The following is a 14767-nucleotide window of genomic DNA, read 5'->3' as shown; positions in this document are numbered from 1 at the left end:
AGGCATTAAGAACCTTTTTATCTTTTTTGCTCTAACATATGAACGTTAATTCATATGTTCATCTATAAACCAAGGAAATTTTATGCCTGAGCTTACATGTAAATGCACCATCATCCACGAAGATGTCATCCAAACGGTCAAAGCCAAACTCCCTAAAGATGAGGATTTGTACGACTTAGCGGAGCTTTTTAAAGTCTTTGGCGACACCACTCGCATCAAAATCATCGGCGCATTACTGGAAAATGAAATGTGTGTGTGCGACATCGCCGAACTTTTTAGCATGACCCATTCGGCCATCTCCCACCAACTGCGCGTCTTGCGCAACGCCCGCCTTGTCAAACCCCGCAAAGAGGGCAAAGTGGTTTACTATTCCCTTGACGATGCGCACATCAAACTGCTTTTTGACACCGGGTTTGCCCACGTCACGGAAAAGGCTTAAGCCATGTCGCACACCCGAAAATACCGCATCGAAGGCCTAAGCTGCGCCCATTGCGCCGCCAAAGTTGAAACCAAACTCAATAGCCTCAGTGGCATCGAACATGCGCGCATCGACTTTGCCCAAGGCATCTTCACCCTCCAAACCCCAAGCCCGCTCACGCCCGCGTTTTGGGGAGAAGTCGAGCACCTCGTGCACACGCAAGAGCCCAGCGTCTCTTTCAAACCCCTTGACACGCCCGTGACCCCACTCCAAGAATCCCCGTGGAAAGAGCACGTAGTAACACCGCGTTTTTTGCTTTATGTGTTGGGCGTTTTCCTCTTTAGCGGGGCCTTTTTTACGCCCGCACCCTTTGATTTTTGGCTCTTTTTGGCCGCTTATGGACTCATCGGCGGGGAGATTGTCGCCAAGGCCGTGCGCAACCTCACCAAAGGCCACGTGTTTGATGAAAACTTCCTCATGAGTATCGCCACCATCGGTGCCTTTAGCATCGGCGAATACCCCGAAGGCGTAGCGGTCATGCTCTTTTACCGCGTGGGTGAGTTTTTCCAAGACCTCGCCGTGGGGCGTTCGCGCCGTTCTATCAGCACACTCATGGACATCCGCCCCGACACCGCTACGCTCCTTCTTGATGGGGTCACAAAAAGCGTGTCGCCCCAAGAGGTGTTGATAGGCTCCAAGATTCTCGTGCGCGTGGGTGAAAAAATCCCCCTTGATGGGGTTCTTTTAGAGGGAACTTCCACCCTAGACACTTCCGCACTCACGGGCGAATCCTTACCGCGCGACGTGGGCAAAGGCGACACAGTACTCTCAGGAAGCATCAACCAAACTGGCCTCCTCACCCTCCAAACCACCACGCTTTTTGCCGACTCCACCGTCGCTAAAATCCTCGACCTCGTGCAAAACGCGGGGGCGAAAAAAGCCAAAACTGAACAATTTATCACCTCTTTTGCCAAGATTTACACGCCTGTGGTTGTGGGCGCGGCCGTTTTGTTAGCCCTCTTGCCACCCCTACTGCTAGAAGGCGCGACCTTTAGCGAGTGGTTTGGGCGGGCGTTGGTTTTCCTTGTTGTTTCGTGTCCGTGCGCCCTTGTGGTTTCTATCCCTCTAAGCTTTTTTGGGGGCATCGGCGGGGCGTCCAAGCGGGGCATCTTGGTCAAAGGGGGCAACTTTCTCGAAGCCCTTAAAAACGTAGAAACCATTGTTTTTGACAAAACAGGCACTTTGACCGAGGGCGTTTTTCGCCTCCAAAGCCTCCACCCCGCCAACGGGTTTGACGAAGCTTCCTTGCTTGGTACCGCCGCCCAAGCCGAACGCCACTCGACCCATCCCATCGCCCGCTCCATCGTGCAGGCATTTGGCGCGGACGTGGGCCAAGAAAAAGGTGAGGTCGAAGAGTTGGCAGGGTTTGGGGTCAAAGCGCGGTTTGAGGGCAAAGAAGTACTGGTGGGCAACTACGCCCTTTTGGAAAAAGAGGGCATCACCGCTTCGCCCCAAGAGAGCGAACAAAGCGTGGTATACGTGGCGGTTAATGGCGTGTACGCGGGTGCGCTGTGCATCGCCGACACGCTCAAACGTGAGAGCATTGAAGCCATCCAAGCCTTGAAAGAGTTGGGCATCACGCGCCTTGTCATGCTCACAGGCGACCGCGAAGAAGTGGCGCGCGTCCAAGCCCAAAAGCTTGGCATCACGGAAGTCTACGCGGGACTCTTACCCCACCAAAAAGTAGAAAAACTCGAATCCCTCCTAGGCCAAGGCAAAGTGGCTTTTGTGGGGGATGGCATCAACGATGCGCCAGTTCTTGCGCGCGCGGATGTGGGCATCGCCATGGGCGGCGTGGGTTCGGACGCGGCCATCGAAGCCTCAGACGTGGTCATCATGGACGATAACCTCGGCAAAATCCCCATCGCCATCGCCCTAGCGCGCAAAACCCACCGCATCGTCTGGCAAAACATCGTCTTCGCCCTTGGGGTCAAAGGGGTCATCTTAGTGCTTGGCGCCTTTGGGATTGCTGGCATGTGGGAAGCAGTTTTTGGAGACGTGGGCGTCGCGCTCATCGCTATCTTGAACGCATCGAGGGTGTTGCGGTAAGTGGGCTTACATGTAAAGACTCAATTTACAAAAAAAAGGGGGCTTTTTGGTGGACAACACCCATACCTTTGAAATTGGCGGAAAAAACAAAGACTTTTCCCAGATAAAAGATGTGCAAAAAACTGCCTCTCTCTTGATGACATAGAGGCAAAACACGGCGCGAAAATACCTCTTTGGTTGTTTGGGTTTTTGTACTAGTAAAAAGTAAATACCATGCTTTACCCCTTCTCTATCGGAGACTTAGGGTAAACAAGGAAAATAGGAGCATACTTTTTCATCCTTACATGTAAGGGGTTTGGCGAAAAAATAACCTCACCGCTTTTTTTAACTTTCAAAAGGAAATAACGATGTATACGCCCATCTCATCTGAATTTTACGACCAGCTTATGGTTGCTATTCAAAGAAAGATACCCTCTACAATTGTCTACACAGAGGGCGAGCAGGAGAAGACTATCAAAGGCATCGTCACTACGCTAAGCATTATAGATGACAAAGAATTTTTGATTTTAAATGGCAAACAAAAGATACCTCTTCATTCGATTTTCTCTTTTAATGGTAAAAAACACAAAGAAATTTGATGCGCAATGTGTTTACATGTAAGCCAAAAAACCCACCTCCAAGCCTTCCTTTGAATTTCTTTAGCCTAAAAATAAGCCCATTTCCTTAACGCACTTTTTTATCTTCCTCCTCTACAATGGCTTTACATGTAACACCAAGGATAACACCATGCACATCGCTTTTTCCAACACGTACGCCACTTTGCCTGAGCGATTTTTTACCTTACAACATCCCCAAAAAGTGGCGGTGCCAAAGCTGTTTTGTTTCAACGACGACCTCGCGCACACCCTAGCAATTCCCCACGCAAGCACAGAAAAGCTGGCGGAGTATTTTAGTGGCAACACCCTTTTTGAAGGCTCTTTTTCCCTCGCCATGGCCTATGCAGGCCACCAGTTTGGGCACTTTACCATGCTTGGAGACGGACGAGCCGTGCTCTTGGGAGAAGTGCTAGACCTAGCAGGAAAACGCCACGACATCCAACTCAAAGCCTCAGGCGTAACGCCCTACTCCCGCGGGGGCGATGGCAGGGGCACCCTTGGCGCAATGCTTAGAGAATACCTCATCAGCGAAGCCATGCATTACCTAGGCATCCCAACAACCCGCTCCCTAGCAGTCGTCGAAACGGGCGAAGAGGTCGTGAGAGAGAAATCCCACAAAGGCGCCGTGCTCACGAGGGTCGCAAGCAGTCACCTTCGCGTCGGCACCTTTGAGTACGCAAGGCAGTATGGCGGACAAAAGAACTTAAAAGCACTCCTAGAATACACCATCGCCCGCCTCTACCCGCACCTCGAAGCCCATCCTAACAAAGCCTTAGCCTTTTTGCAAGCGGTCATGGAAGCCCAAGTAGCCCTCATCGTGGAGTGGATGCGCGTAGGGTTCATCCATGGGGTCATGAACACCGACAACATGAGCATCAGCGGCGAAACCATCGACTACGGGCCGTGTGCTTTCATGAACGCCTATAACCCCAAAACGGTCTTTAGTTCCATCGACCGAATGGGACGGTACCGCTTTGAAAACCAGCCCGTCATCGGAGGGTGGAACCTTTCGGTTTTAGCGGGTGCGCTCTTACCGCTCATCGACAGCGACGAGGACAAAGCGGTGGAAAAAGCTACTGCGGCGCTAGAAGAGTTCGTGCCTCTCTATGAACAAAAATATGATGCCATGCTCTGCAAAAAGTTAGGGCTTGAAAGGGTGGATAAAGAAGGCAAAGCCCTCGCTAACGCACTGCTTGGCATCATGCAACAAAAAGGGCTTGATTACACCAACACCTTTGCCTCCCTTGGTTTTGCGGACAAAGAGCACTTTGTTTCCTTGGACGACGCCTTGAAAGCATGGCACGCACAATGGGAACACACCGTAGGTGACACCGCCAGTGCCAAAGCATGCATGCGCTCTTGCAATCCCTTGGTCATCCCTAGAAACCACTTGGTCGAAGAAGCCTTAGTGGAAGCAGAGGCGGGAAATAAAAAGCCTTTTTTCACCCTCCTTCACGCACTCAAAACACCCTACGAAGGGTACGAAAATGCGCAATTGCAAACCATCCCTTACGGCGTGGATGTGGGGTACAAGACTTTTTGCGGCACGTGAGGGTTGCAAGGTCTTGTTTAAGTCTTTCCTTATGCCCTTTTAACCCATTTTACTAAAATGTGTTTTTCTATTTTGTGCTATAATCACTAAAAGCATTTAAGGAAATAGATGAAACTTGACTATTTTATACGAAAGCAAGAACTTCTTTTTGCTAAGACTGACACTTCTTACATAAGAACAAAGTACTTCAATGTCTTAAAAAACAGCGAGAGGCTTATTGGGCTAATAGGCCCCAGAGGGGTTGGAAAAACAACGCTTTTGCTTCAATATCTCAAAAGCCTTCCGCAAAAAGTTTTATACATGAGTGGGGACGATATAGAGTTCACCAATAGCCGTATCTATACTATAGTCGATGAATTTTATGCTCTAGGCGGGCGCTTCATAGCTATCGATGAAGTCCACCAATACAAAAATTGGGCAATGGAGATTAAAAATATCTATGACAGTTTTCCTGATCTTACCATCAGGCTTAGTGGCTCATCGATGCTCAATATTCTCTATGAAAAATATGACCTTAGCAGAAGACTCGTGCTGCACAAAATGGACATACTCTCCTTTAAAGAGTATTTGGAGCTTGAGAAGGGGACTCCTTTTTCTAGCTACAGCCTTGAAGAGATTTTAAGTAATGCATCTTCCATTAGCAAGGAGTTGGTCTTTGGCCATGAGGATTTATTTGCGCATTTTAAAGAATACTTGAAACATGGCGCATACCCGTTTTACCTAGAAGGCAAAGAGTATTTTGAACAAAAACTTTTTAATGCTATGGATAAAATTATTCATGAAGACATCCCTTCGTTGAACAAAATAGACTACACCCATGTGTCTGTATTTCAAAAACTTATCTTTTTAGTTGTGAGTGCAAAGAAACCTTTTAGCGTTAACATGGCTTCGTTGAGTAGGGATATGGGCATAAGTGAGCCGACTCTCTACACGTATATGGAAATACTGGATAAGACAGGGATTTTTAAATCCATGAAAAAAGAGGCTAAAAAAACCACCAAGAAGCCACAAAAACTCCTTTTTGCCAATACAAACATCCTTTATAGTTACAGCAATAAATTTGCAACCGAAGCAGAGATAGGAACCGTGCGAGAAACATTTTTTGTAAACTGCTTTGAAACTATTTTTTACAGTGATGTTGGAGATTTTGTAGTAGATGGCAATATTTTTGAAGTTGGGGGACGAAGCAAAGATTTTTCACAAATAAAAGATACGCCAAAGAGCTATTTGGCCCTTGATATTGATTTTACAACCAATGATAAAAAAATACCGCTGTGGTTGTTTGGGTTTTATGGACATTAGTCGGGACTGTTCAAAACCCTCTTACATGTAAACCCAAAACCCTGTATAATACCCCCACTTTAACACAAGGCTTTCCCATTCTTCCTTTTCATACGCCCCTAACAGAGCAATTTCGTCTATTTTGCCACCACAACGCTATCACCGACCCCGCTACAGCCCTTGAACTTTTTGCTATTTTTGGCGGACTCGACGATGTCATCGACCCAAATAAACCCCTTGAAACGCTCATCGAGGAGCATATCTTGGTGCCTTACAAACAACTCCATTCGCTCATCACCCACTTCACAGGAAGCAACCCTTTGTACCACAAAGTCCTCACGGGCGTCGCCCAAGGGGATGGACGCACCGCCTTTAAACGGGCTAATGTGAGTCTGGCTGAAGGCATTCGCGCCGTAGAAGCCATGAGTGAGGCGGGATTTTTACGTACTGAAGCATGTTTTAAAAACCCAGACCAAGAGCGTCTGAGCTTCACCTTGCCCTTTTTTCGGTTTTGGTTTGCCTTTGTGTCGCCCCTGTTTAAAGGCATTTCCCAAGGGGATTATGCAGAATTTTCCCAGCGTTTTGCCCAGCAAAAAAGCGAATTTTCCCAGCGCACCTTTGAGCAACTCGCCCAACTGTTCCTCCTTGAAAGCCTCCCCGAAGCCATGAGCGTGCGCGCCTTTTGGAATAGCTCCCTTTACGTCCCTCTTGTCATTACATGTAAAGACAAATCCACCCTTGTAGGCACCTTCAAGCACAGTGCGCAAAAAATGAAAAAAAGCGACCTTTCCGCGCTCCAAGCCCTTGCCAAAAACGCCAACATCACCGCTGATGGCTACGTCCTTGTGGCAAAAGGTGGCTTTTCCAGTGAACTCAAAAACCACCCCAACGTCCACCTCTTCACCCTAAAGCACCTCAAGCTTTTGATGGCGTAAGATAAGCCCACGCTGCTTCAAGCTGGTTTTCGCTAAACACGGCGATGCCAGCTTTTCTTAGGGCGCTCGCACATACGCCCTCTCCTGCGACTTTCACACCTCCAAAGGTGCCATCATAAATACGTGAACTTCCACATGAGGGACTGCCTTCTTTCAAGATAGCCATCCGCGCGCCGTGGCGTTTTGCTAAAGCTACGACTTCGTGTGCGCCTTTAACAAACGCTTCGCTCACCTCCTCGCCTCGCGCGTCCATCACCCGCGCTTTGCCCTCTAGCACCTGCGCACCACTTCCTCCACAGGTAATCTCCGCAGGCGGGCGCGGCGTGGGCAGTCCTCCAAGCCTCTCAGGACACACCGCCACCACACGCCCTTCTTTTACCCACTGCTGTAGATACGGATGCGCGCACCTGTTTTCACCCCCATCATACCGCACCTTTTCTCCCAAAAGACACGCGCTCACTAGAATCATTTAATCTTCCTTTTTTCAAGGCTAAGTGCTTTACATGTAAGGCGCGTTTGGTACACCAAAGCTTCCACGCCTGCTTCGCGGGCTTCTTCAAAGGCCTTGGCGTACGCAGGGTCGATTTCGTGCGCTAAACGAAAAGGCAGCGCCTCGCTCCGCCCGATGACATACACCATCACCGCCCGATGTCCCGCACGCTTCATGGCGGCAAGTTCGTGCAAATGCTTCGTCCCGCGCGCACTTATTGCATCAGGAAAGGCAAAGGTATCGCCAAGGTGCAAGGTCACGCTTTTGACTTCCACGTAGCACTTTTCCTCACCCCGTTGAAGCAAAATATCAATGCGCGAATGTTCCCCATAACGCTGTTCAGGCATGAGGCTCTCGTACCCTTGAAGCTCCTCAATCACGCCGTTTTGGATGCCTTCAATAGTAAGCTTATTGGCCCAGCCTGTGTTCACACAAATCAATCCACTGCCCATATCGCTGAGTTCCAAGGTGTAAGCCAGTTTGCGCTTGGGGTTTTCGTGGTAGCTCACCCACACGGGACATCCTTGGGCGATAGTCGAAGTCATCGCGCCAGAGTTTGGCACATGGGCGGTGATGGTCTGCCCATTTTCTAGCACCACATCGGCCAAAAACCGTTTGTAGCGTTTAATAAGTGTGCCTTGAAACAAAGGAGGAAGTTGCATGCCAACACCCTTTACATGTAAAGAATAAATAGCATTTTAGCGTATACGCGTCAAACCTTTGGGGCGCATTTCATACACCCCATCTACCACCGAGTCGATGAATTCTTGATGGTGAGAGACGATGATAATGCTCTTGTCGATTCCTCTCAAAATCTCCACCAAGCGTTGTTGCATGAGCGCGTCTAGTCCATTGGTCGGCTCATCCAACAAAAGCAACTTGGGTTCAGTAATCAAAACACCCGCTAACGCGACCAGTTTTTTCTCCCCGCCTGAGAGGTGGTACACGACCTTTTTAGCCAAGTGCGAAATGCCCAAGTCTTCGAGCATCATCCGTGTTTTTAGGCGCGCTTCTTCCACACTAACGCCATTGACTAACAAGCCAAACGCCACGTCATCTTCCACGATGGGCGAGAGAAATTGGTTGTCCGAATCTTGAAACAAATACCCCACCACAAACCGTAAAGGCTCGTAGTCTTTCTCGCAGGTCATGGGTTGATGAAACAGTTCCAACGTTCCCCCTTGAGGCAAACGAAGTCCTACAAGGGTTTCTAGCAAGGTGGTCTTACCACACCCGTTTGGCCCAATGATGGCGATTTTCTCTTTGTGGGAAACGTCCAAGTTTATTCCCTCGCACAAGCAAACCCCATCACGCCTCAGCGTCAGAGCACGAAGCGTCACCGAACAACTCATAACCACCCTCCTGCGTATAAGACCAAAGAAATACCACTTACCCCAAGCAATCCCCATTCACCCAGTCTTGGGCACGGGGTGGCTTCAAGGGTGTAGATGCGCCCTTGAAACTGGCGCACTTTCATGGTGTACTGTAACTGCCTTGCACGTTCAAAGGCTTTGATGATGAGCATCCCCACAAATCCCGCTACCGTACGGTACGTGAGCAGGGTTGTTTTGGGGACAAATCCCCGCACCTTGGCGGTGTTTTTAAACTGCACACATTCTCGCCGCAACAGTTCAATGAACTTGGCCGTGAAAAACACCATACTCACAAGCACATCTGGCAAACGCAACTGTTGCATCCCGCACGCCAGTGCATTGGCGTCTTTTTGGTCAAAACACAACAGCACAAAGGCCACCATGCAATTCGAACGCACCGCCACCAAAAGCGCCATGTCATGGGCGCCTTGGAGGACAAGAGCGATGACCAAAACCGCCACTAACACGTTCACTAACACCAAGGTTTTTAGCACACGTCCTAGGGCATGGCGTTGGTACACCCCAAGCCACATAAGGGGCAAGACCATCGCTAAAGAGAGGCTTTGCATGAGTGCTACACCACCACCATAAACCACCACCAACACCAAAGCAACAGCAGGATTCATTTGGGGCGCTTCATAAACCACAAGAGGGCAAAAAACACCCCAATGCCAAGCAAGGAAAGCAAGAACGGCAACACCGTGCCCTCCTCAGGCACAGGATTTTCTAGCACAAGCTCTTGTTGGTGCCCCATGCCGCCCTCCACCACCACCCGCGACGCTCCCGAGGGAAGGGTTAGCCACACTTTGCCCTCGTCGTTGGTTTGGGTTTGCAAAAGCATTTTATCTGAGGCGTTTTGCACAGACACTTGACACCCCTTGCAAGGGGCCGATTTACTAAAATACGCCCGCAGCTCCACCTTACCTGCCTCTTCCTTGGCAAACACAGAAAGTTTGTGGGCGCACAAAGGCAAGGCCAAACACCACAACACCACCACCAACCTTTTCACGAAGCGCGCTCCAAAAGGCGAGGGGAGACTTTTTGAACAAAAGCGAGGGCAAACAACGTGATGACACCCTCCACAACCATAAGGGGAAAATGGGCCGCAAAAATCACTTTAGCTACCCCCACAAACGCCTCACCATTAAGGGCAAGTGCGAGAGAGAGCAACGAGGCCGAAACACTCAAAGGCACAAACCCGACTAAAAACCACCACAGGGATTTGAACTTTTCCCTCTTTTTTGAAGCCTCAAAAAGCCCATAACCCAGCAAAGCGGGTGTGGCGATGTTAAAGACATTCACCCCAAGGGTGCTCACACCCCCATAACCAAACAGCAACCCTTGGAGCAACAAGCCCACAAAGACCGCCACAAACACGCGCATCCCCAAAAACGCCCCCACGATTCCCCCAAGCACCAAGTGCATGGAAGCGGGACCAACGGGAACGTGAATAAACGAAGCGATAAAAAACAACGCACACAACACAGCCGTTTTGGGAATCTCTTCGTGGCGCAAGGTTTTAAAGGCCCAGCCTACTAATACCGTCGAAACTGCCGCGCCTGCTAGCAAGATTTCGGGGCGCAACACTCCTTCGCTGATGTGCATCTAGCGCATCTCTTCCGTTTTGAGCCACAACACCGCGCCAAGTTCTATAGGGTACTCTACCCCTTGATACGCAAGGGTTTCATCATCTTCCAAAAGGGCGGCAAAGCCCCACCATCCTGCTTTTGGCAAGGCCACATGAAAGATACCATTGGCGTCTGCTTTGGTGACTTGGGTCACATACATACCATTGGGTGCTTTGAGGCCTTTAGTATTGTAAAACTCGATTTCGATTTCCGCAAAAGGCACAGGTTCACCTTGGTAGAACACTTGGCCGCTAAAGAGATTGCCCGCGTACAACGAATAAGGGCGCGAGAGGGGGATGATTTCTGCTTTAAACCCTACAGGTTCATCCCAGCCTTCACCTGCGCCAAACGCGTCCACGATGGTTTTAGTTTGATGGCGGATGAATTTTTCCTCCGCGGGCTCAAAATAGGGCACAGGGTCTACATAAAACTGGTACACCGCGGGTTCTTCGATGGTGTAACTCGCCTCCCAGTACTGCATCCCTTCTTTTTTCTTCGCTACCATTTTTTCCGCCAAAGAGTGGCGCGCACCCTCCACAAAAACACCCACGTCTTGGGGTTTTTCCATCTGCATAAGGCTTTGCTCAAAAGGGTGTGTAAACTCGTATTTAAGAGCTACTTTTGGGCTATCGCCTTGTTCTAAAACGCTTTTGTCCACGAGGACGGTTTGAAAATGCGCCAACAATGATGACACACAGGCTAGGACTAACACTGCGAATTTCATACGAACTCCTTGTATAAATATTATTCTTATTGATTCAGTGTTATTGTGACCACATGGAAGTAAAAAGGGGCTTAAAAATCGTCATTTTTAAAAGCAACTCTTTTACATGTAACGCTCTTGGATAAAATTCAAAGGGCATAAGAGGTATAATGCCTTTTAAATCCCCCAAAGGAATACCATGCCATTTCAATCGCTGGGAATTGACCCACGTTTGTGCACAACTCTTGCCACGCTTGGCTACAATGTGCCCACGCCCGTCCAAGAAAAAGTCATCCCACTTATCCTCCAAGGGCGCGACCTTATGGCCACAGCCCAAACAGGCACAGGCAAAACTGCCGCATACGTGTTGCCCCTGCTTCACAACCTCATCAACAGCCCCGCCTCCCCTGCCCTTCGCGGACTCATCCTTGTGCCTACCCGCGAACTGGCCACGCAAGTGGAGCGCAGTGTGCGAACTTACGCGCAACACACAGGATTGACAAGTTGTGCTGTGTACGGGGGTGCAAAACTTTCCACTCAAACCAAAAAACTCGAAAGCGGTGTGCAGATTCTAATCGCCACGCCTGGGCGTTTGTTAGAGCATTTGAAGCTAGGCAATGTGAGTCTAGAGAGCTTGCGTTTAGTGGTGTTTGATGAGGCAGACCGCATCTTAGACATGGGCTTTTGGGCAGATGTGCAAACCCTTGTCGCGCTCTTTCCGAAAAAACGCCAAACCTTGCTTTTTTCCGTCAACCTCAACAAATCTATCAAGCGGTTTTCAGAGATTTGCCTCAAAAAACCCCTCACCATCGCCCTCACACCCACGGTGCCAGACACCTCGCACATTGCTCAAATCTTTTACGGGTGTGACAAAGAGCAAAAAAACGAGCTCCTTTCTTACCTCATTGGGTCGCGTAATTTTTCCCAAGCGTTGGTCTTTACTAGAACCAAAGGCAGTGCTGACGTTCTAGGCGCGCACTTGAAAGAAAGCGGCCTAAAAACGGCTATTTTTCACGGCGACATCCCCTACGCCCACCGCGCCAAAGCGCTCAATGCTTTTAAAGCAGGGGTGATTCAAGTGCTCGTCGCCACTGACATCGCTTCGCGCGGGCTGGACATTGAAAAATTGCCTGTGATTATCAACTTTGACCTGCCCCCTGATGCAGAAGATTACATCCACCGCATCGGACGTACAGGCCGCGCAGGAGAGAGCGGTGAAGCCTTTACGCTCGTCACACCTGAGGATAAAAGCAAACTCAAAGAGATTGAAGCCCTTGCTAAACGCACCTTTAAAATCGACTTTTTAGAAGGCTTTGAAGCCAAACGTTGGCATATTCCTAAGCCCAAAAAACAAGGCAAAAGGCCTACCCAAAAAGGTAAAAAACCTGACACTAAACTAGGTAAAAAAACAAACGCAAAAACCGCCACCAAACCCACTCAAAAACACCCCACCAAAAAGGCCAAACGATGAGCATCCCTTTAGAAAAACTCGACCACTTTAAGCGCTTCATTCAAGAAGAAACCAGCCCCCTTGGCACAAGCCCTTATGTACTGATTTTGGTCGTTGAAGCGTATTATGAATTTGTCGCCGAAGCCCTTGTACCCAACTCCTCGCGCAGTGTCACTCAGTTTAAACTCCTCGAAGAGCTTTTGTCCCTAGGACTCATCGACAAGCAAGCTTACACCATCATGAACGAAACCCGAAAACTCAAAAATGAACTGACCCATCGGTTGGATTATCGCGCTGGTGTGGCGTATTTGCATGATTTTTACAACAATTGCGCCCTGCCTAACAAAAATGTCCCCAAAGACAAAAACGACCAAGAAGCCATCGATGCGGCGCTAAGCGAAGCATTGCGCAAAGGGTACAGTGTCGTAGAAGCACTCCTAGACGAAGCGGCGGTAAAAGAGTTAAGCGCACCCGCTGTGTAAAAACCTAGAGCAGTGTGTGAGCGGGTTTTCGAGGCTGTTAAACGCTCAGGATAAGCGTTGGCTGAGAACCCCCGGAGGTTTGTCAGGACGACAAACCGAGAATGAGCGAGAACATTGCTCTAGTGTTTTAAAATCCCCTGTGCGGCGCGGATGCCGCACGCCCATGCCGCGGTAATCCCACGACTCGTCCCTGCGGCGTCACCGATGATGTACACATGGGGGCGCACCGCAAAGTCTCTATTGATGAACGTGGGCTTGTTAGAGTAAGTTTTAATCTCAGGATAATATAAAATAGTCGAAGGGTGCAACACGCCTGGGATGATGGTATCTAGCATCTTTAAGGACTTCCAAATATCCCGCAAGATTTTTGCAGGCATACTCAAAGACAAATCCGCCGCCACCGCGTTTTTGAGCGTAGGTTCAAAGTCATACAAGTCGCTGTTAAAGGTCTCTTTTTTACTGCGCGAACCCAAGCGAAAATCTCCCACCCGTTGCATGATGACCGAACCGCCGCTGAGTTGCATGACCATTTCCCCCAAAATCTTTCCAAACTGCTGTCCGCTCACCACAGGTTCGGTGAGGCGAATGGTTTTAAGCATGGCAAAATTTACCAAGCCATTGGACGCATGGTCGCGCGAAAGGGAGTGGCCGTTAACAGAATAATACCCTTTGTAGCTTTCCCGCACGATGTGAGCGCATCCTGAGTTAGTACAAAAAGTGCGCACTTTGCCTGGAAACAAAATCTTTGGGTCATAATAATCCCGCACAATGGGGTAGTTTTCTTCCTTGGTCTCCACGCGAATCCCAATGTCCACGATGTTGTCACTGTAAGGCACATTCATGGCTTCCATTTGCCGTTGCAACCAGTCGTAATCCCCCCGCCCAGGGGCTAACACCACATCCCCAAACCCGACCCGCTCGCCAGAGCCAAGCTCCACCTCTTTAGTTTCTGCATGTACATGTACCGCTTCGGTCTCCAAAGCCACGTCCACGCCTAGGGCTTTGAGCTTTGCGATGAGCCCTTTAATGAGCGCGGCAGATTTGTCCGTGCCCACATGGGCTTGGTCAATGCTCAAAATCTCCACACCGATTTTTCGAGCACGGGCTTGGTATTTTTCAATGTGTTGCTTGGTTTCAAGAGCAGGATTTAGGTGGGTTTTAACCTCTTCAAGTAAGTCGTGTGCCTCTTCTTTGCTCCAATGCTCCAAGGGAAACCCCACAGGAAAAGTGTAGTTTTGCTTGCAGTCATTACGCAAGCCCCCTGAACTGATTTTTTTCTTTTCCAAGAGCAACACCGAATGGGTTGACTTTTCCGCTAGCTTAAAGGCCGCGCCCAATCCCGCAGGGCCAGACCCCACGATGATGACATCATAATAGGATTTCATGCACGCTCTTTAAGTTTTCCTGAAACCAAAGCTTTCATGCTTTCTAAATCCTTACATGCATTAAGTTCTTCTGCACTAATCCAAGGTTTTACGCCCTGCTCCTCTTTAAATAAAATAGCGGGCAAAGCAAGGTCTTTGATTCCATATGTCGCTTCAAGCTCGTCTGCGTGTAAAAACTCTTTCTCTACATGTAAGCTTTCCAAGTACTCTTTCCACTCTTTGCGCATGCCTAAGGGCGTGTGGGTAACGCCACACAAATTACACGCGTAGGTACTCGGAGAAAAGACCTTATGGGCAATGTCACCCAAGGTGTTAAACAACCCACTGTTAGCATTGTAAACAAAAACGATTGCCATAAAAACTCC

The 14767-nt window shown here is 49.2% G+C and carries 17 protein-coding genes; 8 read left to right on the top strand and 9 right to left on the bottom strand.

Features of this window, described 5'->3' with window-relative positions; translation table 11 throughout:
* Positions 1–82 precede the first annotated feature (82 nt).
* The 6 genes from JWV37_RS04405 to JWV37_RS12905 all read left to right on the top strand — a co-directional run bounded on the left by JWV37_RS04405 (position 83) and on the right by JWV37_RS12905 (position 6891).
* The gene (locus JWV37_RS04405; protein ID WP_205458562.1) at positions 83–439 is read left to right on the top strand and encodes an ArsR/SmtB family transcription factor; all 357 of its coding nucleotides are present in this window, start codon (positions 83–85) and stop codon (positions 437–439) included.
* A 3-nt stretch (positions 440–442) separates the two neighbouring features.
* Positions 443–2527 (top strand): heavy metal translocating P-type ATPase, encoded by a 2085-nt coding sequence (locus tag JWV37_RS04400; protein WP_205458561.1) that lies wholly within the window; start codon positions 443–445, stop codon positions 2525–2527.
* A gap of 347 nt (positions 2528–2874) precedes the next feature.
* Complete coding sequence (locus JWV37_RS04395) at positions 2875–3105, top strand: transcriptional antiterminator Rof (RefSeq protein WP_205458560.1); 231 nt, start codon at positions 2875–2877, stop codon at positions 3103–3105.
* 148 nt (positions 3106–3253) lie between these two features.
* Complete coding sequence (locus tag JWV37_RS04390; RefSeq protein ID WP_205458559.1) at positions 3254–4675, top strand: protein adenylyltransferase SelO; 1422 nt, start codon at positions 3254–3256, stop codon at positions 4673–4675.
* Positions 4676–4783: 108 nt separating this feature from the next.
* Entirely contained in the window at positions 4784–5977 is a 1194-nt protein-coding gene (locus tag JWV37_RS04385; RefSeq protein WP_205458558.1) for an AAA family ATPase, read from the top strand.
* Positions 5950–6891, top strand: a complete 942-nt coding sequence (locus JWV37_RS12905) for a DUF234 domain-containing protein (RefSeq protein ID WP_205458557.1) — start codon at positions 5950–5952, stop codon at positions 6889–6891. The genes JWV37_RS04385 and JWV37_RS12905 overlap by 28 nt, the downstream gene beginning before the upstream one ends.
* Here JWV37_RS12905 and JWV37_RS04375 read toward each other — a convergent pair.
* From JWV37_RS04375 to JWV37_RS04345, 7 genes are read right to left on the bottom strand one after another with little or no spacing between them, the layout of a single operon-like run.
* The gene (locus JWV37_RS04375; protein WP_205458556.1) at positions 6872–7360 is read right to left on the bottom strand and encodes a 2-thiouracil desulfurase family protein; all 489 of its coding nucleotides are present in this window, start codon (positions 7358–7360) and stop codon (positions 6872–6874) included. The genes JWV37_RS12905 and JWV37_RS04375 overlap by 20 nt on opposite strands.
* Positions 7357–8043 (bottom strand): DNA/RNA nuclease SfsA, encoded by a 687-nt coding sequence (gene sfsA, locus JWV37_RS04370; RefSeq protein WP_205458555.1) that lies wholly within the window; start codon positions 8041–8043, stop codon positions 7357–7359. The genes JWV37_RS04375 and sfsA overlap by 4 nt, the downstream gene beginning before the upstream one ends.
* Before the next feature lie 36 nt (positions 8044–8079).
* Positions 8080–8733 carry an energy-coupling factor ABC transporter ATP-binding protein gene (locus JWV37_RS04365; RefSeq protein WP_205458554.1) on the bottom strand — a complete coding sequence of 218 codons (654 nt, stop codon included), beginning with the start codon at positions 8731–8733 and terminating at the stop codon, positions 8080–8082.
* Positions 8730–9401, bottom strand: coding sequence for an energy-coupling factor transporter transmembrane component T family protein (locus JWV37_RS04360; protein WP_205458578.1), 672 nt, complete (start codon positions 9399–9401; stop codon positions 8730–8732). The genes JWV37_RS04365 and JWV37_RS04360 overlap by 4 nt, the downstream gene beginning before the upstream one ends.
* Positions 9377–9763, bottom strand: a complete 387-nt coding sequence (locus tag JWV37_RS04355; RefSeq protein ID WP_205458553.1) for a hypothetical protein — start codon at positions 9761–9763, stop codon at positions 9377–9379. Before JWV37_RS04355 ends, JWV37_RS04360 begins: the two co-directional genes overlap by 25 nt.
* Positions 9760–10359: a cobalt transporter CbiM gene (gene cbiM / locus JWV37_RS04350; protein WP_205458552.1), complete on the bottom strand. Its 600-nt coding sequence runs from the start codon at positions 10357–10359 to the stop codon at positions 9760–9762. Before cbiM ends, JWV37_RS04355 begins: the two co-directional genes overlap by 4 nt.
* Positions 10360–11106 (bottom strand): DUF4198 domain-containing protein, encoded by a 747-nt coding sequence (locus JWV37_RS04345; protein WP_205458551.1) that lies wholly within the window; start codon positions 11104–11106, stop codon positions 10360–10362. It abuts the gene before it with no gap.
* A 178-nt stretch (positions 11107–11284) separates the two neighbouring features.
* Between JWV37_RS04345 and JWV37_RS04340 the strand changes: the two genes are divergently transcribed.
* Positions 11285–12556, top strand: coding sequence for a DEAD/DEAH box helicase (locus JWV37_RS04340; protein WP_205458550.1), 1272 nt, complete (start codon positions 11285–11287; stop codon positions 12554–12556).
* Complete coding sequence (locus JWV37_RS04335) at positions 12553–13017, top strand: hypothetical protein (RefSeq protein WP_205458549.1); 465 nt, start codon at positions 12553–12555, stop codon at positions 13015–13017. Before JWV37_RS04340 ends, JWV37_RS04335 begins: the two co-directional genes overlap by 4 nt.
* Positions 13018–13136: 119 nt before the next feature.
* Here JWV37_RS04335 and JWV37_RS04330 read toward each other — a convergent pair whose 3' ends face one another.
* Together JWV37_RS04330 and JWV37_RS04325 are read right to left on the bottom strand one after the other, a co-directional pair.
* The gene (locus tag JWV37_RS04330) at positions 13137–14402 is read right to left on the bottom strand and encodes an NAD(P)/FAD-dependent oxidoreductase (protein WP_205458548.1); all 1266 of its coding nucleotides are present in this window, start codon (positions 14400–14402) and stop codon (positions 13137–13139) included.
* Entirely contained in the window at positions 14399–14758 is a 360-nt protein-coding gene (locus tag JWV37_RS04325) for a hypothetical protein (RefSeq protein WP_205458547.1), read from the bottom strand. The genes JWV37_RS04330 and JWV37_RS04325 overlap by 4 nt, the downstream gene beginning before the upstream one ends.
* Positions 14759–14767: the final 9 nt, after the last annotated feature.

The organism is Sulfurospirillum tamanense, assembly GCF_016937535.1.
Taxonomy (GTDB): Bacteria; Campylobacterota; Campylobacteria; order Campylobacterales; family Campylobacteraceae; genus Sulfurospirillum_B; species Sulfurospirillum_B tamanense.
The sequence above is the reverse complement of the archived record's forward strand: the minus strand, read 5'-3'. Positions and strand labels throughout refer to the sequence as shown.